At 60.7% G+C, this 20,681-nt stretch carries 13 protein-coding genes; 3 read left to right on the forward strand and 10 right to left on the reverse strand.

All coding sequences use genetic code 11. The features are described from left to right. Nucleotides 1–6 precede the first annotated feature (6 nt). The 3 genes from Mal15_RS05255 to Mal15_RS05265 all read right to left on the reverse strand — a co-directional run bounded on the left by Mal15_RS05255 (nt 7) and on the right by Mal15_RS05265 (nt 3,566). Nucleotides 7–1,020 (reverse strand): ketoacyl-ACP synthase III, encoded by a 1,014-nt coding sequence (locus Mal15_RS05255; protein WP_147871853.1) that lies wholly within the window; start codon nt 1,018–1,020, stop codon nt 7–9. Nucleotides 1,021–1,121: 101 nt separating this feature from the next. Beyond that, on the reverse strand, nt 1,122–1,718 hold the full coding sequence (locus tag Mal15_RS05260) for a 5-formyltetrahydrofolate cyclo-ligase (RefSeq protein ID WP_147866801.1): 597 nt from the start codon (nt 1,716–1,718) through the stop codon (nt 1,122–1,124). Nucleotides 1,719–2,033: 315 nt separating this feature from the next. Continuing rightward, nucleotides 2,034–3,566 carry a rhamnulokinase gene (locus tag Mal15_RS05265; protein ID WP_147866802.1) on the reverse strand — a complete coding sequence of 511 codons (1,533 nt, stop codon included), beginning with the start codon at nt 3,564–3,566 and terminating at the stop codon, nt 2,034–2,036. A 446-nt stretch (nt 3,567–4,012) separates the two neighbouring features. Between Mal15_RS05265 and Mal15_RS05270 the strand changes: the two genes are divergently transcribed. Further along, nucleotides 4,013–5,002 (forward strand): peptidoglycan-binding domain-containing protein, encoded by a 990-nt coding sequence (locus tag Mal15_RS05270; RefSeq protein ID WP_147866803.1) that lies wholly within the window; start codon nt 4,013–4,015, stop codon nt 5,000–5,002. Nucleotides 5,003–5,072: 70 nt separating this feature from the next. Here the strand turns inward: Mal15_RS05270 and Mal15_RS05275 are convergent, their stop codons facing one another. The 5 genes from Mal15_RS05275 to guaA all read right to left on the reverse strand — a co-directional run bounded on the left by Mal15_RS05275 (nt 5,073) and on the right by guaA (nt 14,159). Then, nucleotides 5,073–5,798 carry a hypothetical protein gene (locus Mal15_RS05275; protein WP_147866804.1) on the reverse strand — a complete coding sequence of 242 codons (726 nt, stop codon included), beginning with the start codon at nt 5,796–5,798 and terminating at the stop codon, nt 5,073–5,075. Between the two features lie 467 nt (nt 5,799–6,265). Beyond that, on the reverse strand, nt 6,266–10,408 hold the full coding sequence (locus Mal15_RS05280; protein WP_147866805.1) for a hypothetical protein: 4,143 nt from the start codon (nt 10,406–10,408) through the stop codon (nt 6,266–6,268). Between the two features lie 90 nt (nt 10,409–10,498). After that, nucleotides 10,499–10,762, reverse strand: a complete 264-nt coding sequence (locus Mal15_RS05285; protein ID WP_147866806.1) for an RNA polymerase subunit sigma — start codon at nt 10,760–10,762, stop codon at nt 10,499–10,501. Nucleotides 10,763–10,850: 88 nt separating this feature from the next. Further along, complete coding sequence (ettA, locus tag Mal15_RS05290) at nt 10,851–12,527, reverse strand: energy-dependent translational throttle protein EttA (RefSeq protein WP_147866807.1); 1,677 nt, start codon at nt 12,525–12,527, stop codon at nt 10,851–10,853. A gap of 18 nt (nt 12,528–12,545) precedes the next feature. After that, the gene (guaA, locus tag Mal15_RS05295; protein WP_147866808.1) at nt 12,546–14,159 is read right to left on the reverse strand and encodes a glutamine-hydrolyzing GMP synthase; all 1,614 of its coding nucleotides are present in this window, start codon (nt 14,157–14,159) and stop codon (nt 12,546–12,548) included. A 413-nt stretch (nt 14,160–14,572) separates the two neighbouring features. Here guaA and surE point away from each other — a divergent pair, with 413 nt between their 5' ends. Then, nucleotides 14,573–15,334 carry a 5'/3'-nucleotidase SurE gene (surE, locus tag Mal15_RS05305; RefSeq protein WP_147866810.1) on the forward strand — a complete coding sequence of 254 codons (762 nt, stop codon included), beginning with the start codon at nt 14,573–14,575 and terminating at the stop codon, nt 15,332–15,334. A 146-nt stretch (nt 15,335–15,480) separates the two neighbouring features. Here the strand turns inward: surE and Mal15_RS05310 are convergent, their stop codons facing one another. Both Mal15_RS05310 and Mal15_RS05315 read right to left on the reverse strand, forming a co-directional pair. Continuing rightward, complete coding sequence (locus Mal15_RS05310; RefSeq protein ID WP_147866811.1) at nt 15,481–15,786, reverse strand: flagellar basal body-associated FliL family protein; 306 nt, start codon at nt 15,784–15,786, stop codon at nt 15,481–15,483. Between the two features lie 47 nt (nt 15,787–15,833). Beyond that, the gene (locus Mal15_RS05315) at nt 15,834–19,727 is read right to left on the reverse strand and encodes a CRTAC1 family protein (protein ID WP_167546644.1); all 3,894 of its coding nucleotides are present in this window, start codon (nt 19,725–19,727) and stop codon (nt 15,834–15,836) included. A 46-nt stretch (nt 19,728–19,773) separates the two neighbouring features. On the opposite strand from Mal15_RS05315, the gene Mal15_RS05320 reads away from it, so the two are divergent. Continuing rightward, entirely contained in the window at nt 19,774–20,628 is an 855-nt protein-coding gene (locus Mal15_RS05320) for a fumarylacetoacetate hydrolase family protein (protein ID WP_147866813.1), read from the forward strand. Nucleotides 20,629–20,681: the final 53 nt, after the last annotated feature.

Consider the following 20,681-nt stretch of genomic DNA (forward strand, 5'->3'; position numbering starts at 1 on the left):
CGTGATTCAGTTCACCGTTCCGCCCGCCAGATCTTGCCAAAGGCAACCGGCCCATGACAGACCGACGCCAAATCCGATCAGCATGTTAACGGATTCACGGTCCAGTCGACCAGACTTGCGGAGTTGGTCGATCAGAATCGGAAGCGTGCACGAGACGGTGTTGCCGATCTCGGCCAGTTCGATCGGAAGACGCTCTTCGCTGAGCCCCAAACGAAGCCGCAGTTCGTCGAGCATCTTCCAGGTCGCCTGATGCATTAAGTATTGCGAAATATCGGCGTCCGTCATCTGTTCCTGCTGCAGAATCTGGTCGATCAACTGGGGCACGGCGTCGACCGTGAAGTTGATCAAACTCGGGCCGTCCATATACAGGCGGCTTTTCCAGCGTTTGCGGTGCCGTGGTGGAATGGCGTCTTCCGCCGGGCGGGCGCCCCCGTCGCCGACGATCAACATGTCCGCACCGCTGCCGTCGCTGCCGAATTTGAACCCCCTTAATGAGGGCCGATCGCCCGCGGTCACCAGTGTCGCCGCTGCACCATCGGCAAAAATCGTTCTCAAACTGCGATCGGACCGGTCGATGTACTTCGTGTACGTCTCCGCCGTCAAAAACAGGATTCGCTTGGCCACTCCGCTTTGGATCAACCCATCGGCGACCGCCAGCCCGTAAACGTAACCGCTGCAACCGAGGTTGAAATCCAACGCCCCACAATGTGTGGGCAGACCCAGCCGGTCTTGGATCAGACAGCTGGTCGTCGGCAGCGGGTAATCGGGAGTCTGCGTGCAAAACAGCAAAAAATCGATGCTCGCCGGGTCGATCCGGTGCTCCGCAAACAGCTTCTGTGATGCCGCGACGGCCAAGTCGCTCGATGTTTCACCCTCGGCGGCGATGTAGCGCTGGCGGATCCCCGTTTTCTCTTCGATCAGAGCCAAATCCCACTTCGGGAATTCCTGCTGAAGCTCTGTGTTGGTTTCTACCTTTTCCGGTAAATGAACGGCGATCGGGCCAATTTGGGCGTGCGGCACAGACGGCATCCTGAAATTGCCAGGAGAAGAAGAACTGTCAGACCCGAAAGGGTACCAATGTTCGGCCCCAGCGTGGACCCGGGGACCACCGCGACGGCATTTCAGTCGCTGCGACAGCAAATCAGTCGCTGTGGCGTGGCCACATAATCCATCGCGACGTCATGCCGATCCAGCGGCATTTCCGGAACGATCTGACACTCAAAGGCCGCCCCGACCAGCACCGTCTCCGCCGCGACGCTGCCAAGCAGACGGTCATAAAACCCTCGGCCATGCCCTAGCCGCCCCCCAAGGGCGTCGAAGGCGACGCCGGGGACGACGATCAAGTCCAATTCCTCTACCGACACCGCACGATCCGCCTGCCCACGTCGCTCGGCACACGGTTCCAAAATCCCGAACGCCCCGGCCGATAAATCCTCCCAGCGACGCAGATGGAACAGTGCCAACTCGTCGCCGACACAGTAGGGCACGACGATCTTTTTTCCCTCCCGCTCGGTTTCCACCAGCATCCCGCGCAGGGCGTCCTGCGTTCGGACTTCATCCCGCACGTGCACGTACCACAGCACGCAGCGAGCATCAATGTACTGCCGCATCGACGTGATCCGCTCGGTGACTTGGCCGCTAAGCCGCTGCTTGTCGTCCTGGGCACGTCGCGCTTGCGCCACCGCACGGCGGATCGTGTCTTTGCGGGACAAGCTCATGTCCTTCCCCCATCCATGGCTAGCCTCGTTCCAAGGCTCCGCCTTGGAACGCACTGCAGGTGTGGCTCCTGCCACACGCCCCGTATCACCAAAGGCGGAGTCTGTGCTGTGCAGAATGTTGCAATTCGCACCGGCTCGACAGGACGTGGTGGCTGGGTAGAGAGGTAGGAAAATTTTGGGGGTAGGAAAATTACTCGAATCGAATGGATGGTGCATCTCATCATTTTCTTACCTCCCAAATTCTCTTACCCGATTTCCGCACGTGCCAAGACGCGGGACCGCCAGCACGAATTAACGGTGCTGATCGATCAGCGGTTAATCCGCCAGAGCGACGAAGCGAGCGGCGGGTTCGTCCCAGCGGTCTGCGTTCTGGGGCGTGTAGGTCTTCAGCTCAAAACTCTCACGGACCAACTTCCGCGCCTGCAAGACCGCCGTCGCTTGGTCCTGGGGATTACCGCTGCCGATCACCCCGGTGCCGACCATCTGCATCGCAATGTTGCCGATCGCGGTCGCCTCGACCGGTCCGGTGACCACGGTTCGGTTGCATGCGTCGGCGGTCATCTGACACAGCAAGGCGTTCATCGTTCCGCCGCCGACGATGTGAATGGTTTTGATCTCGCTGTCGACCAATTGCTCCAACATTCCCAAGCACACGCGGTACCGCAGCGCCAGCCCTTCCAATGCGGCGCGGTAATAGACTCCGTCGGATTGCGGCTTGCCCTGCCCCGTCTTTTCCGCAAAGGCGTCCACGGCATCCAGCATGTCGGTCGGTGCCGCGAAATCCGCGTGGTCCGGATCAATCAACAACTGGAACGGCGTCGCCGATTCGGCTTCGCTGACCATCGACTCCCAAGTCACCTCGTTGCCGCGGCGTTGCATCGATTTGCGAAGCTGTTGGAAAATCCACAAGCCGCCGATGTTCTTCAGTAATCGTGTGCTGCCGCCGACGCCGCCTTCGTTGGTGAAGTTCAATTCCGAGCAGAGGTCGGTGACGCAGGGAGCGGCCAGTTCGCATCCCATCAGCGACCACGTGCCCGAACTGATGTAACACCAATCCGGTTGCTCGGGGGCGAACGAGTCGACCGGCACCGACAGCACGGCCGATGCGGTGTCGTGCGTGGCCGGCAAGACCACCGGAACGTCCTTCAGCCCTGTCGCTTCGGCGACCGAGGGCTGGACGTTGCCCAGAACGGTCGCCGGCAACGTCACCGGGCGGAATAACTGTGTCGGAATCCCCAACTCCCCGATCATCTCCATCTGCCACTTGCCGGTCCGGGGATCGAGCATCTGGCTGGTCGAGGCGTTGGTCGCTTCGATGCTGCGTTTTCCCGAGAGCAACCAGTGGAAGAAATCGCCCATCATCAGGTAGCCGTCGGCGATCTCCAGCGACCGTTCGTTGTGGGTGACGGCCGAAAGCAATTGGAACACCGAATTGATCTGCATGAACTGCAACCCGGTCGCCTGGAACATCCGCCGCCGCCCTTCCTCCGGGCCGCCCAAGATTTCAAAGGCACGCTCGAGCATGCCGTTGTTGCGTGCGTCGCGGTAGTGACGGATCGGTGCCGCGATCTGGTCGTTTTCGTCGACCAACACATAGTCGACGCCCCAGGTGTCGACGCCGACCGAAGCGATGACACGAAAGCGTGAACTCGCGATCCGCAGCCCTTCCAGAATTTCGGCCCACAACCCGTGCACGTTCCACTGCAGCGAATCCTGAATCATCACCGGGTCGTTGGCAAAACGATGCACCTCTTCAAGCTGCAACCGTCCGTCCTCGATCCGTCCGGCGATCACGCGGCCGCTGGAGGCGCCCAAGTCAACGGCAAGGTGGACGGGGGTGTCAGTCATGGGAGTGCCTCAGTGGAGAAGGTTAGATGTTTCAGGTTTCAAGTTTCAAGTTTCCAATGCTTGGGGCCGGAACGCTGAAATCTTGGCGGGGAGCACGGTCAATATAAATCTTCGTGCGGGACCGGAGTACCGGGTACCGCCGATGGACGATGGCCCTGGACGATGGCCCTGTACGATGGCCCTGTACGATGGCCCTTCCGGGCCGTCGCGCCACAGTTCGACCGCCCTTCCGGGCTGTCGCGCGAGAGACATCGACGACGTCGAAAGAACATCATGCCTTGAACGCGGTGGTGACCGATTTGGGCGTCTGTCCCGTCCTCAACCGAGAAAAAAGCTCGCGTTTTTCCGCCCCGTGCGAGACAATTGAGTGCCGGTTCAGTAGTGGATCAACTGTGGTCAAACGCGGTTGTGTTGACTTCTTTCCACCAGGCGTCATGAGCTGAGCGATGAAGATTCTTGCCAATACCGGTCGCGCGTGCGTCGAGGATCGTTTTGAATCAGGCGTCTCGACGTGGAAAATCAGCGCCTCGGTGGGACAGGGCGGTCGCAACCATCGCGACGACGTTCGCACCATTCAACGGTTGCTCAATCTGATCGATCCGCAGGACGGCGGCCCGGTGGTCGCGCTGGAGGAGGACGGTTGGATCGGGCCGAAGACCAACAAGGCGATTCTCGACTTTCAGCGTTTTCAAGGCACCGGCAGCGACGGCCGCGTCGACCCGCACGGCCCGACGCTCAAGCGGATGAACGAGATTCCGAAACATCGCATGAAGGCCCAAAACGCCACGCTGTTGGCCAGGGTTGCCGCTGCGATGCCCGATCTGAATCAAATGTCGCTCAAGGCTCGCCGAACGATCGAAGGTGCGATCGACTATGTGCGTCTGGGCGATGGTTTGTTCACTTCCAAACGCGACTACGAACTGGCTGATCTGTATTTCGATTTCAGCAAACTTTCCAGCACCCAGACGCTTCGCAAACTGGACACCATTCGGACCACGCTGCGGCGAGCCTATGCCGCGCTCCAGGTCCCTCCGATCCCGCTGACCGGCTCCAACCCTGTCGGCATCTCGATCTTCACCATCGATCCGCTTGGGAAAAACCACTTCGCGTACGTTCCACGCACCGAAGCCAAGACCAAAGACCGCGGTCCGGGGTCCGATCCGGCATACATCTACCTGTGTCAAAAGATGGGCAAGCCGAAGATGGACAAGTTCACCCATATTTTGATGCATGAGTTGTTTCATTTCATCGACGATGAAACCTTTCTGTACATCCGCGACCACTGCTACCGAGATCGGATCTTCAGCATCCCGCACGAAAAACGGATGCGAAACGCGGACAACTATGCGGTGTTTACGTCCCACGTCCACTTCGGACGCGCGCGGCTGGTCAAAAGCCAACCCAAGCTCGGGCCGCACATTCCGCCGCATCTGTAGCTGGCACCGGCCGATAGCACGCTTGGTCACCTGCCCCTGTACGTCGGCCCTTTCGCGCCGTCGATCGTCACTAAACCGCCAAGCCGATTTCCGCATTCAATTCACGGCCACGTCGTAGCAACAGTCCGATCGTCAAGATGACGCCGGCGTACTCAAAGAGCTCTTCGCCGACCGCGATCAATTCAAACGTCAACGAGTAGTGCTCGTCCCCGTCGTAGTCGAAACCCGCCGTTTCATACTCGACGTAAGTGCTGGCCATTTCCAGCACGAGGGCGCCAAAGACAAACAGCCCGGAGGCGAGGATCAATCCGCTCGCCAACCACCTCGGCTGACGCACTAAAAACCGCAGGAAGGAAATGGCGACGGCCAGGCACAGGATGCCTGCGGGGATGACCCAGGCGTTCATCATGATGCCGCTGCGTGTCCCGAACAATTCGCCGACGATTCGACTGGGCGCATTGTGCACCGACGCGACTTCATCGATCCCCATTAGCAACAACAGGCACGCGATCGCCTGCCAGCTGCGCCGATTCTCGGCCGAGTCCGCCGATGCGATCGCCCACGCGATGAGTGCCGCAAAGTGCAACAGCGCCGATGAAAACCAGGTCGGCAAATTGCCTTCGGCGTCCACATCGATCAGCTGACGGAATCCCATCAACGACGCCGTCCCCGCTCCAACGACCAAGTGGGCCGCCGCGGTCGACACCACAAAGACACCGGCGATCAATGCAAGGAACCAAGGCATTCGCCGGCTGACCGTCACCGTGGTCTGACGTTGAGGTGTCTTGATGAGCACTGGAGCGATGCCTAGGAAAACGAAGCGAGTGACGCGACCGCGAGCGCCCGTTGACCTGCATGGACGCGGCACCGGCGAACTTGGAGCCGGCTTCGCTCCTTACCTTAATCATCCGCAAACCAAATTGAAATGCGATCTTCGCAATCCGATCGCATCTCGCGCTACGGCGGTCTGTACGCGTGGACAGGGTCCTGCGTTGCAAGAAGCATCACCCCTCGCTGCTCAGCCGCCGCGATGACTTTGCGGCAGCACGGGTTCACGGTTGAGCGGGAATAGGGTCAAAAAATGGGTTGGTCAAAAAATGTCAGTGCTGGGCGGGCTGATTTCCGAGCCGACAGGTCTCTTCATTTTTTGACCAACATTCTGCCACGATCTTCTGAGGGACCTACTGAGACACGCCGGGGATCCACCTTCTGGCGAAGGTAGCTACGTTTGAGTGGAGCGAGCTGCGATTGAGCTCTTGACGGTTACTCTTTGGACCGCATGTGTGGCAGGCGGCGGCCTTGGGATTGGGCGACGTCCAGCTGGGCGTTCAGGTCATCAACGTCTAACGGGACGATCGGGATCGTCATCAACGATTCGGGGTCGATCTCGCTGCTGGCGCTGCGTTTGGCCAGCTGCTCGACTTCCTCTTCCAGTGCCGCCAGCCACGCCGGGACATCCAGACCGGCGCCGGTGGGCGTTCGTGACAACAACTCCGCTTCCTCTTCCAACAGCACGAATCGCGGGCTTTCCCGCCCGGCTTCGGCATCCCGCATCGCGGGTTTGACCAGCGCCCGCATCCGCGCGATCGTCATCGGTTGAACAAAGCGTTCCAGGATCCGGTCGGCGACGGTGGGCATCCGCATCGAGTAGTTTTTTTGCATCTTGCGGAGCCGCGTGACGAACTTGTCCGCTTCGGCGCCGATCCGTTCGCTTAAGCTGCGCCGCCACATCATCGCGGCGTTTTCCAGCCCATTTCCGACCAGCACTTCATGGGCCCACATCACCGGTTTTAAGTTCCACGCGATGCGTTCATAGCTGGCCCGCAGGCGCAAAAAGTCCATGAACATGTACACCAGGTCGCCGCGGTCGCTTTGCGTCGTCGTGCTGTTGTAATCCTGGTATTCGGCGTGATGATCGATCAGGGCTTCATAGACCAGCGTGATCCAGCGGTTGGCCTGGTTCATCGACAGTTTGCCGCTGCGCAAGTCTTCGAACAGTTGCATGTCAGCGATCTGTGCGTCGTCTTCGTCGATCACGCGTTGCAACCAGTCCGCGACGCCTTGGTGCAGGATGGCGCGGACGTTGCCCAGTTGCAGGAACACCTGGGTGAAGATCGGATCGCCGTAGCGGCGAATGAACTCGACCAATCGATCCCAGCTTTGGCGGTCGTTGACGGTCTCCAGCGGCGACAACCGCAAGGTCTGGCTGTGTGCCAGCCAGGAACCGAGCATCGTTTCGGTCAGCCGTTCGACCAACGGGATCAAGACTTCGCCGATCGCGGTTTCGTCGCGGTTCAATTCGTCGAACTCGCGGTCTTGGCGTACCGCGGCGGTCAGTGCGTCGACCAGCGCGGTGAATCCGTCACGGAACAAGCTGTCAAATTCGGTGACGGCGCCGATCCCGACGCTGTTTTGCTGTTCCATCAACCGCGACACTTCGATCAATCGGCACGCTTCGCTGACCAGCCCGCGCCGTGGCAGCCAGTGCATCAGGTGACGCAGCACGCGTTGCCGCAATCGTGCCAGGTAAATCTTGACCGGGTCGCCGCCGCGTGAGATCGGGATGTACAGCAGGTTTTCGCGGCTGATCGCGTCGACGTATTCGGGGAACAGCTTGCGAGTCGATTCGACATCGCCGGCGATCAACGAGGCGTACAGCTTGACCGCTTGCACGTCATCGGCGGACATCTCGTCCAGCCCCGCTTCTTCGCCGGCCACCTGATCGGTCGACGCATCGTTTTGCGGTGAATCGGCGAGCAACGAGGCGTGGTTGGCGACGTGGGCGATGATCGCGCCGCAGATCAACCGCCTCGCGTCGGACATTTCCACCGCCGTCCCGATGATCCGCTCCATCAGCGAATCGCGGAGCACGCGGGAGCGGTCGTAGTCGCGCATCGACTCCTTGTCGCTGCCTCCGGGAGTGATCTTGTACTCGCGGACGGCGTCGAGCAATTCCAGCAAGCCGATGCGGTTTTCTTTGGCCCGCTGCGCCCAACCGCGAAGGGCGACAAGCTGGTCTTTGACCCGATCGGCGTCCCGGTCTTGCCCGTCGGTGATGACGATGTCGGCGGCGACCGACCACATGCGTGCCAGCGATTGCAGGAACGCGAGCCGATCGACCAGCCGTTTCCATTCGGCTTCCAGCTCGTCGCGGCTGCCGTCGCCGGAGTATTCAAAGACCGCGCCATCGACTCCGTCATCGGTGGTGTCGCGGTAGGAAACACCGTCGTAGGCGGCGTCATACAATCCGCCTTCTTCCGGATCGCTTTCGTCGTCGCCGGTTTCGCCGGCCAGTTCGCGTTCCCAGTCGCGCGGCGGTTTGGCGTTGTCACCGAGTTCGAACCGGGGTGCGGACCAAAAGTCTTCGGCGTTGGCTTCCAGGTAGTCGAAGCATTTTCGCGCCAGCGGCCAAATCTGCGACGGCTCGCATCCGGGGTGCTGGGGCGCGTCGGCGGATTCTTCATCGAATTGCCCACGCAGTCGCATCAGCCAGCGCTCGGCCAATCGCGGCAGCGAATTACCGCCCTGGCGCAGTCCGATCTCACTGGCGTTGCCCAGCCAATGGATCAGCAGTGCCATCGCGGGCAGGAAATCGTAGCGTTCCAACAGCGCCGAAATCACCAGCGAGTAAGCGCGTGGGGAATCAAAAAACTCTGCGTGCGGCGCCCAGAATTTCACATCCCCGGCCGCCGCACCGCCTTCGTGCCAGATCCGCAAGGCCTGGGCGACCAAGCGAGCCGAATCGTAGGATTCCAGCGGGTCGGCCGCTTCGAGCGATTCGACGGTGTGCGCGCCGAACTGACGCCACCACTCGGCGACTTCGCGATAAAGTGCACTGATCGCTTTGTAAGCTTGGGGATCGTTTCGCGCCGCGGCTTCGCTCCAGACCTTGGCCATGTAGCTGAACAACTGGTCGATCAAGTACAGCAGATCGTCGGCGCGTGAATCGTGAACGCTGCATTCCGGGCTGGGGTGCAAACTGAATTGGCCTGCGAATCCGATCAGATCCCAGGGGTCGGCCAGTGCACCACAGCGGATGGCCCGTTTGATCAGGTCGTAGACACGCTGCGGCACCTCCATGGCCTCGTCCAGCTTGCCGAACCGCAACGCCCGCAGTCCCAGTGTGGTTTCGCAATCGATCCGGCAGATCATCCGCGCCGACGCGGCCGGGACCACATCGATCTGACGACCGGCGGCGTCGGGGTAGCCCATGCGGGCATACAGACGCGCCAGTTGCACATGTTGGACTTGTGCGGCACGACGTTCGGCCAAGGCGGCGTTCAAGTTCTGGCGCGCGGCGCCAAAGGGCTGACGCCGGACTTGCTGTTCAGCATCCAACCGCTCGCGATGGTCTCCGGTCAACTTGTGAAGCCGATCCAGGTAGAACGCATCGCGGTATTCCGCGATCGGCTTCATCAACGTGCTTAACGTGACGTCGCTGGAATAGGCCGTCGGTCCCCAACCGCTGATCCCGCTGGCCATCAGAATCGTGCCGGCCAGAACGGTCGCCGCTTCGGTCATCAGCTCCTCGGGCGACACCCCTTCGGCTTCGACCTGGCTTTGATCGGCCACCCGAGAGAGCAGCGAATCGAGCGTGACCTGTCGCACCACGAATCGTTCGTAGTAGCCTTCGGCATTGACGCTGCGTTCGTCCCAGCCACCGAAGTGGTAATTGGGGCGTCGATTGACCGGATGATCGAAATCATACGCGCGGGGATCGAGCGCCAGTTCGGCCAGTTGATCGAATTCAAACGAAGCACTGCGCAGAACATCGGGATCGGTGTCGTGCAGAATCGAAATCGTTTGCGTGATCAGGTCGAAATATGGTCCGGCCGACACGCCGGCGCCGCGGACGTACAACGGGATCGGGCGAACGAACTCGTTCGGATAGGGCTGGCAGCGTCGGTTCTCCAGCACCGCGACGGGGCGGTAGCCGACGAAGTCGTTCAATTCCAAGATGGCTTGTTGGACCAAGCCGGCCGTCGAGGAATCATCGCCGCCGGGGGGCTGTTCGCTGTAAAGTCGCAGCAGCGATTCGGCGGCCCGGGCCAGAAAGAACCCGTTGAACAGGACTTCGGGTTCCTGGTGGAACAGCAGGTCGCGATGGTAGTCCATGTAGGCCGGCAGCAATTCGCTGAGCAACAGCCTGGAGACGTCGCGGGCCTGGGTGATCTCGGCAAACGCCGATGTCGACTCGGCCATCGAGACGAGCGTCTGTTCGATCCAGTTGTTCAGGACCAACCATGCCGGCGTTCCCGTCAAAGGATTGCCTTGGCTGGCGTGGTAATACGCTTCGTTCCACAGCGCAGCGATCGCTGGATCGCTGCTGCCGCTGGAGAAATTCAGGTACCCCGCCAACCGCTTGAGCGAATCGCTGATCGACTCCGGTGGAGGAAGATTGGACATGGGGCGGGACAGAAAAACGTAGGGCGACTCACCGAATCATGGGTATCCAACCGCGGCCAGTCTTTCGACGGAAACCGGCCGCCGCCGGCATTACTTTTTGGCCGTCTTTTTCTTTTTGACGCTCTTCTTGGCGGTCTTTTTAGCAGTCACCGTCTTGGCGGCGACCTTCTTGGCCGCTTTCTGAGCGGCCTTTTTCTTGGTCGACTTTTTGACCGTCACGCTATCGGCTGCAGCCTTCTTTTTGGCAGCTTTCTTGGCAGCCTTTTTCTTGGTCGCCTTCTTTTTCTTGCCGCCAAAAACGTCGTCCCAATTGTTCGAGTACTGTTCGTTGGTTCCGATCCGAAGAATAGTCATAGCTGGGTAGGGTTAGAGAAAAAACTGAACCGCCGCAGGGGGCGGCGTGATTGACAGGCTGATCGCGTCGAGTGCTGCGCGATCCACATTAACCGGCGTGGATGCTCTTGTAACGAGCCTGCTTGATTTCGTTGGGATCTTCGCCCATCCGTTCTCGCAATCCACGCTCGTAGACTTCAAAGTTGCCTTCGCACCACATCACTTTGCCGTCGCCTTCGAACGCCAGGATATGCGTTGCGAGCCGATCAAGGAACCAGCGGTCGTGCGAAGTCACCACGACACAGCCCGGGAAGTGGATGATCGCTTCCTCCAGGGCACGCAGAGTGTCGACGTCCAAGTCGTTGGTCGGTTCGTCCAGCAGCAGCACGTTGCATCCGCGACGCAACAGTTTTGCCAAGTGGACTCGGTTGCGTTCACCGCCGGACAGGTTGCCGACCTTCTTTTCCTGGTCGGGGCCTTTGAAATTAAACCGCGAGACGTAGGCCCGCGCGTTGACGTTGCGGCCGCCCAGGACGATCGTGTCCGTTCCGCCGCTGATCTCTTCAAACACGGTGTGGTTGTCGTCCAGCGAATCGCGGCTCTGGTCGACGTAGCCCAGATCGACGGTCTCGCCGACACGGAATTCACCCTGGTCGGCCGGTTCCTGTCCGGTCAGCATCTTGAACAGCGTCGTCTTTCCGGCCCCGTTGGGTCCGATCACGCCGACGATCCCCCCGGCGGGCAAGCGGAACGACAGGTCGTCGATCAGGACTTTGTCGCCGAAGGCCTTGTGAATGTTCTTGCCTTCGATCACCAGTTCGCCCAAATGACGATTGGACGGAATCTGGATCTCCAGCTCGTCGGGCCGATCTTCGAACTTCTCGGCCGCCAGTTCCTCGTACGCCTTGATCCGCGCCTTGCTCTTGGCTTGCCGCGCCTTGGGGCTCATCCGGATCCATTCCAATTCGTGGGCCAGTGTTCGCTCGCGCGCCTTGGCTTGGCGTTGTTCCAACTGCATCCGCTTTTGGCGTGCTTCCAGCCAAGCGGTGTAGTTGCCTTCGAATGGGATGCCGCGGCCGCGGTCGATTTCCAAGATCCACTGGGCCACGTTGTCCAGGAAGTAGCGGTCGTGCGTCACGGCAACGACGGTTCCGGGGTACTTGGCCAGGTGTTGTTCCAGCCAGGACACCGATTCGGCATCCAGGTGGTTGGTCGGTTCGTCCAGCAGCAACAGATCGGGCTGGCGGATCAGCAGTTGGCACAGGGCGACGCGTCGGCGTTCGCCGCCGGACAACTTGGTCACGCTGGCGTCGCCGGGCGGCAGGTTCATCACCGCCATCGACATTTCGACTTGGCGATCCAGTTCCCACAGGTTGTAGGTGTCGATCGTGTCCTGCAGCGACGCCATTTCGTCGCACAGTTTTTGCATTTCGTCGTCGTCGGTGACGTCGCCGAGCAGCATGCTGATCTCGTTGAAGCGGTCGACGATCGCGCGTCGCTCGGCGACGGCGGTTTGGACGTTTTCGAACACCGTCTTGGATTCGTCCAAGGGCGGTTCCTGTTCCAGGTAGCCGACGGTGAAGCCTTTGGTCAGCTTGGCGCTGCCGTCAAAGTCCGTGTCCTGGCCGGCCATGATCCGCAACAGCGTCGACTTTCCGGCACCGTTGGGGCCGAGCACGCCGATCTTTGCACCGGGGTAGAACGCCAGATTGACTTCATTGAGCACCGTCTTTTGACCGTGCTTTTTCGTCAAGTCTTCGACCTGGTAGATGTATTGCCTTCCCATGCCTGTGTGGTTCCTATCCTATTCCCATTCGATCGTTGCGGGCGGTTTGCTGCTGATGTCATAGCAGACTCGATTGACGCCCTGGACTTCGTTGATGATTCGCGTGCTGATGCGTGCCAGCAATTCGTACGGCAGCCGGCTCCAGTCGGCCGTCATGAAGTCGTCGGTGTTGACGCTGCGAACGGCGATCGCGTTGTCGTAGGTGCGTGCATCGCCCATGACACCGACGCTTTGGACGGGCAACAAGACCGCGAACGTTTGGCTGGTCTCGCGGTACAGCCCGGCGGCTTCGATCTCTTCGATCACGATCGCATCGGCGGCACGCAGCACGATCAGTTTGTCGCGGGTGACTTCGCCCAAGCATCGGACGGCCAACCCGGGGCCGGGGAACGGGTGGCGCCAAACCAGTTTTTCCGGCAGCCCCAGTTCCAGACCCAACCGACGCACTTCGTCCTTGAACAGGTCACGCAGCGGTTCGATCAGTTCAAAGCCCAGTTCTTCCGGCAGCCCCCCGACGTTGTGATGCAATTTGATCGTCGCGGCCGGTCCGTCGGGATCGGCACCGCTTTCGATCACATCGGGGTACAGCGTGCCTTGAGCCAAGAAGTGCGCGTTCTCGATCGATTCGGCTTCCTTTTTGAAGCACTCGATAAAATCGTGGCCGATCCGCCGACGTTTTTCTTGCGGCTCGACGATCCCGGCCAGGGAAGCCAGGAAGCGGTCTTCGGCGTCGACGACGTGCAGGTCGGTTTTGAAGTGGTTGGTGAATTCGTCGATCACCAGCGTTTGTTCGTTTTTGCGAAGCAGCCCGTTGTCGATCAAGATGCACGTCAACTGGGGCCCGATCGCTTTGTACAACAACGCCGCGACGACGGAGGAGTCCACGCCGCCGCTGAGCCCACAGATCACGCGTCGGTCGCCGACCAGTTGGCGAATCTGGCGGACCGTCGCGTCGGCAAAATCGCTCAGCTGCCAATTCGGTTCGCAGCCGCAAATCCGCCGCACGAAGTTTTCCAGCACCTTGCCGCCCTGAGGCGTGTGCGTGACTTCGGGGTGGAACTGCATCCCGTAAACCGGCAACTCCTTGTGCCGGATCGCCGCAAACGGACAGGTGCTGGTGCGGGCCAGCGGTTCGAATTGCTCGCTGATCGCCGAAATCTGATCGCCGTGGCTCATCCAGACATCGATCTCGCCCGGCAGATCATCGAACAGCGTGCCCGACTGGACGATTTCACACATCGCGTGGCCGTACTCGCGGCGCGAGGTGTTGGTGACCTTGCCGCCGAACGCTTCACAGGCAACCTGCAATCCGTAGCAAATGCCCAGCACCGGAATCCCCAGCTTGAACAGTTCCGGGTCACAGCGTGGCGCGCCGTCTTCGTACACGCTGGACGGGCCGCCGGACAGGATGATGCCTTTGGGGGCCAGTTCGGCGATCCGTTCGGCGGCAAGGTCGTGCCGCAGGATCTGGCAGTACACGTTCTGCTCGCGAACGCGTCGGGCGATCAACTGGGCGTACTGCGAACCGAAATCCAGGACCACGATCCGTTGGTCGGTCAGTGCCGAAGCCCCGGCCTCGGAAAGGCTTGAAGCGGTGGAGTTGCCCGTCGAGTGGGCGCTGGAAACACTCATGCAGGTGTGAATGGATTAAAGGGATGCCGAGGTGGCAGGGCGTAGGGGGCGTCAGGAGGCCAGGGGGGCACCGGGCGACCGAACAGGATTCCGCAGCAGCCGATTCGGCCGCCGCCGCCAGGCCGCATCGACATTGTCGCGAGTGCCGTAGTCGCCAATGCCAAACCGGGAGTGTAGAAAATGCACCGGTAATTCCCAAGGGGCTAAACCGCCGACACCGTGTTTATCGTTTCGCGGCGATGTCCCAGAAGACCATCGGATCGACCGAGCGTCGGCGCCCTTTCGGCGTGTTCTGCGGTTGCCGCCCCCCCGTTTCGACGGCAGAACACCGCAACGGACCATCGGTCGGTATCGCCGATGGATCGACCGAGCGTCTTTGTTTTTTTTGCCACGATGTCACCTCGATTATTCCCATGCGAATCCTTTTGACCAACGACGACGGTGTGTTCGCGCCCGGACTGGCCGCACTGGAACAACAACTCCGCCATCTCGGGGAGGTGATCGTGATCGCGCCGGCGACCGAACAATCGGGCGTCAGTCACTCGATCACGTTTTTGACCCCTCTGGTCGGCAAGTCGATTCATCGTGACGGACGTCACTGGGCCTGGGCGGTCGAGGGCAGCCCGGCCGATTGTGTCAAATTGGCGATCGCCGAATTGTTGCGCGACAACCCGGTCGATCTGGTCGTCAGCGGCATCAACAACGGCCTGAACGCCGGGATCAACGTGCTGTACAGCGGCACCGTCGCCGCCGCCATCGAAGGCGCGTTTTTCGGAACCACAAGCGTCGCCGTCTCGCTGGAATACGACCCGGACGCCGACTTCCAGTCCGCCGCCGTGATCGCCAAGAAAATTATCGGCGGGATCGCAAAACACCCTTCCTCCAAAGGCAAACTGTTCAACCTGAACATCCCCACCGCCGCCACACAGTCCCCGGCCGAACTGCAGATCGTGCCGATGGGATTGGCCCAATACGGAAATCGTTACGAGAAACGCCAAGACCCCGGTGGACGCGATTACTACTGGGCACTGTGGGAAGAACCCAACGAGCCCCCGCGGGAACAAACCGACATCACCGAACTACGCAAAGGCAACGTGACGCTGACCAGTTTGCAGTTCGACATGACCAACCACTCGCTGACCGACGACATGGCCACTTGGGGGCTAAAGCTGTAGCTACGTTCGCCAGAGCGTGGGGAACAACGGGGATCCACCTCCCTGCGAAGGGAGCGATGTTTAAACGAGTCCCACGGATGGCAAAGCATACCCACGGATTCCAGTCCGGATGACGTCCGTGGGGACGCCTTGCCATCCGTGGGTTTTCATTCTTCCGCGTCCGATCTGTCTTGGCCCTCTGTCTCTTGGCCCTCTGTCTCTTGGCCCCGACCCACCACCGGGACTGACGCTGGCGCGAGCGGTTCCACCTGTTCGGCTTGCACCGCATCCGGCTGATTCTCTGCCGCCTCCTGGTTTTTCTTGCGCACATTCAGAAACACCAGCAACCCGATGACGGGCAGCATCATCACGATGATGAATAGCAGCAGGCTTCGAAACGCGGATTGCATCCCCACGTTTTTCGCGGCGCCGCGCTCCTGGTCGTCGGCGGGGTCGTTCGGCAGGTTGGTCATGCAAAGAGGAATGATACGGGATCGTCGAGAAAAAACGTCGCCGGAGTCTACCACGCAATCACCGAGTCGTTGACGGTACTCAAGAACGGTTTCTCAAGGCGTTGTCCGCGATTCCAGAACGCTCGAAACGATTGGCGTCGTCGCAGTGAATCCGCGTTCTTTTGCTCCACCGCTTCAAATTGTTCGGCCGATTGGGCCGTCGGGGGATAGCCTCGCATGTCGCGAATCGGCAGCGGTCCGATCGATTGGCCGGTCAGGGTATTCAGGTCCGCGTCTTTGTCCCAGCCGACACAGTGCAGAATAAAGTCGCGTTTCCAGCCCTCGGGCACGTCCTGCTCCGGCGGGGCAAACCGCATGCGAATTTCGTCGCCGCCGCTGATCACCACCATCGAGTCGTCCCATTGTCGCAACTGCTCGGTGCAGTCACCGTAGCGTGAGACCGAACCCCGTAGCGGCGGCCATTTCGGCTGGGCGTCGGCTTGGCTGTAGTCGTAGGTTTCCGGACGCGTGTGATCCGCTTTGATGCGTTCGGAAAAACCATGAAAGGCGACTTCGGCATCGATCAATTCGACGGCTTGGGTGACACTGGATGCCGGAGCGGATTGGATCGCCAGCGACGCGGCGTCCCAATAAATTTGCGCGCTCGTCCGCACGCGAATCCGCGGATCGTCGTGCCGGATGTGTTCGGAAACATCGACGACGATGGTTTTTGTCTTACCGCCGGGGAAGCCCATGAATGGGATCACTAGTTGCCAGCCGGACTCGGCCGACGCATCGGGAACCCAAACCGACGGGAACTCGATCGATGGCAATTCGGGGTTCTGGTCGATTTGAATGTTCAGCGACGTGTCGGTCGGCAGGATCCAACCGCGTAGCACCAGGTGAATCGACGCGTCATCGTGGTCGGCCAGCGATTGCTTGACGGCTTGACCGAAATCCAAATCGATCCAGTGCGGCGGGCATAATCCCTGGCGGATCCGCCGATCAAACCCTTGAACGTAGTGTTCGTCGGCCTTCGTCAGCAACTCGGTCACGTCGCGGGCCTGGGTGTCGACGGCGGCGGCGACCGGATGCAATTCGTTTTCGTCGAAGGCAAAAATCGTCGGCGTCGCGACACTCGGCGGCCCGACCTTTTCGTTCGAATAGACCGCGACATCGGCGGGATGGTCGACCGCCGTCAGTGCAATCTTGTCGACATAAGCGACCTCCCACAATTCCTCGGTCAATCGAAGCTCATACTGGCCGTCTTTGTTTTGCCGGACATGATCGCCGTCGATCTTCAGGTACTCCCAGGGTCGATCGGCCTGGACCACGCCGGCGGCGACCTGCAGCCCCAGCGGTGCGGCCCACAAACAATCGGTGACGAATGCAAACCGCTGTCCGTCCCAGCTGTACAGATACGGACACGAACCCTTGAGCGTTTGTTCTTCTTCGATGATCGAATCGACTTCGGGGTCGCGAATCGTTTGTGTTAAACCGTTGGGCATAATGACACGGATCGAGTCGGCTGAATCGATCCCGTCCATGCCGAAGTGCGTCGCGGGGCCGCGGACGATGCGGCTGCGATAATGCGGTCCGAAACGCAACTCCAGAACGGATCCGATCGCATAGTGGTTCACGCGTCCGCTGGCCGCCGCGTTGTCGGCGATGCCTTTGAAGCGGACCGAGAGTTGATGGGCGTCGCCGGTGGACTGATTGATCCCGACGCCGACGCCATCGGCACCCAGCGAAACGAGGTCGATCCGTCCATCGCTGTCAACGTCGACCGCTTTCGCGTCGATCAGACCCTCAGGCAGTTCGGCTGCCGGGTCCATCACGTTGATGCCCCAGGGGCCAAGTTTCAGTGTTTGACCGGTCCCGATCAGTTCCAGATAGGAATCGTTGTCAAAGTCGCTCAGCGCGGGCCGCGACTGGAACCCCGGTCCGGTTTCGACACGGTCAACCGTCCAGACGCCGATGTCGGACGAGTTTCCGAAGGCGATCGACGACTGTTTGCTGCTCGTCGCGACGACGTCCCAGCCGACATTGGCGTCGACGTCTTCGACCGCAATGCTCAACGACGGATCATCGGCCGCGACCGGCAGCGGCGGGACGGCGTCCAGGTTGCGGAAGCGGAACTGCAGGTGCAGCAGGTTCTCCAGCATGCTGACGCGTCCGGACTCGTGAATCGCCAGCACATCCAGGTCGATGTCGCGATCCAGGTCGGCGATCGTCAAGTCGGCGATCGGGTCATCGTCGTCCACCGTGCTGGTCCCGATCGCAGCCTCAAAGAACGTGCGGTTGCCACGGTTGATCATCACACGGATTTGGCCATCGACGGGGGCGAGGATCAGATCCAAATCGCCGTCGCCTTCCAGGTCTCCCATCGTCACCGCCGCGATCGCCGGCAGTTCTTCCAGGCCCGTCGCTTTTTCGACCGACGTCAAACGCTCGGCGCGCGGGGTTTCGTTGCGCATGTCGACTTGAACCAATTGCACGCCCTGCGGTCCGTACGCGATCAGCGTTGGCAAAGTGTCGTGCCGTTTTGGCGAGACCTCGTCCCGTGCCGTGCCCTCTTCCGCATCGTCGTCCTGGTCGGCCGGCTGGCTGCGTTTGATACGGTCCGAATCGCTGCTGTCGACCATGAATAGATCGGCGGCTGCCAGCCCGCTCGGTACCGCGTCCAGCTTGAGGTCCGCGACCGATTCCCAGGTGTCGTCTTGACGCAGAAACAGTTGCAGTTGTCCGTCGGAGGAGACGGTGGCCAGATCGATCCGTAGGTCCAGATCGGCATCCAACGGCAAGACCATCGCCCCGTCAGTGATCGTTTCGAAGGCGAACGAGATTCCCGAGGTGTCGCCGGTGATCGGCTTGGCGGTCGCGATTTCGCTGCTCAGTTCGCGGACGGTGTCAAAGTTCAATCGGTCCAGCGGGTGCGGTGACGTGCGGCGTCGGTCGGTCCGCACGATTTCCAGCGGGTTCAAGACGTTGGACCACAACACCGACGACTGATCAGCCTTGGCCCAGTCTCCGGCGCCGACCGCATCACGAATCCGATCCACCAGATCCTCTGGCGACAGCCCGATCGGTTTGGTGTACGCGGCCAACGTCGGCTCGACCGCTTTGGCCAAGCGCCACGTGCGATCCGCCAGTTCGGCCGCCGCGGCGTCTTGATCGTCGATCGCCAACCGCAGCGCCCGCAGCGCCAGGAACAGGTTGTCTTCGTTTTGATCGGAAAGTCGTTGCAGCGACTTGGCGGCAGGTTTCAACACCGCGTCGGGCAGCCCATCGATGGGGTCAGACATTTTCTCCAACAGCTCGATCAGCGGGCCGCCCAAGATGACGGCGCGCGGATCCTCTCCCATCGGTCCGTCGATCGCTTGCGTCAGCCGCGTGAACAGGTCGCGGCGCAGCGACTTGCTAAGCGTTGCGCCCAGCAGCGTGGCTTCGTGGGCATCGATGCGGCTATCCAGCCACAGTTTGGTGACTGCATCGCCGGAGTTTTCCTGGTACTGGTCGATCGCCTTTCGTGCCGCTTCGATGGCGTCGGGTAGCAGTGCACGGGCGGCGGATTTTTCCTCGCTGGTCTTTACCGAATCGGTCGCGGCGGCGGTCAGCATGTCGACCGCCAGCACGGCATTGAGCGCGCGGTTGAGTGCCACCGAGGGGTCCTGGGCGAACTGAGTTCGAAGTTCCGCCCACAGCTGTTCGGCCTGATCGGGTTCCATGTTCTCGGTCGCCGCGAGCGCCTGGGTGATCTTTACCAGGTTCGCCTCCGATTCACTGCGGAGCGGCGGCGTGGTACCGTTTCCGTTGTCGGCAGCGTCGCGGCTGCAACTGCAACCGGAAAACGTCAGCGAGATCGACGTTGCAACCGCTGCGAAGACAACGGCCAATTGCCGACGCAAACTCGCCTGGATCGTCGTGCGGTTGGTCGGACGGTTAGTTGGGGGGGCGTTCACGGTGTCTACCATCCGTTGGGACCATTCATTAAAAAAGGTTTGACATATGAAAGTAGCAAAATTCCTTGATGCGTCCGACAGGATCCGCGTCGGAGTGGTCCGCGAAAACGAATTATTTCCGCTGGTGATGACCGATGAATTGGCCACGCTGGCCGATCTGATCGCTCACGCAACGCCGATCGTCGCGGCCCAGTCGCTGCAAACCGAACCGGCAATCACCATCGACGATTCGGTCCGCTGGTTGCCGCCGATCGACGATCAAGAGGTCTGGGCGGCGGGCGTCACCTACAAACGCTCTCAGACGGCGCGGATGGAGGAGTCCGAAGCCGCCGCATCGTGCTACGACCGAGTCTACAACGCCGATCGCCCCGAGTTGTTTTTCAAAGCGACGCCGCATCGCGTCGCCGGCCAGGGACAACCGCTGCGGATTCGAACCGATGCCACCTGGAACGTGCCCGAACCGGAAATCACGCTGGTGCTCAGCCCCCAAATGCGGATCGTCGGTTTGACCGTCGGCAATGACATGAGCTCGCGCGACATCGAAGGCGAAAATCCGCTCTACCTGCCCCAGGCGAAGTGCTACGACCAGTGTGCGGGTTTGGGGCCGTGGGTCAGCTTGTTCGATAGCTTGCCCGCTGCCGCTTCGATCGGAGTGGATCTGAAAATTGTTCGCGACGGCCAGACGGTCTTTGATCAACAGACCGACGGCGGCCAGATGGCACGGAGCTTTGAAAACCTGGTCGGCTGGTTGGCCAAAGACAATTCGTTTCCTGGCGGTGCGTTTCTGATGACCGGCACCGGCATCGTCCCGACCAGTGATTTCACCTTGCTTCCCGGCGACATCGTCAACATCACCATCGACGGCGTCGGTACGCTCAGCAATCCGATCATCCAAGGGTAAAGAACGGTGGGACAGGCTTCTTCGGGGTACGATGGCCCTTCCGGGCCGTCGTC

This window comes from Stieleria maiorica (assembly GCF_008035925.1).
GTDB lineage: Bacteria > Planctomycetota > Planctomycetia > Pirellulales > Pirellulaceae > Stieleria > Stieleria maiorica.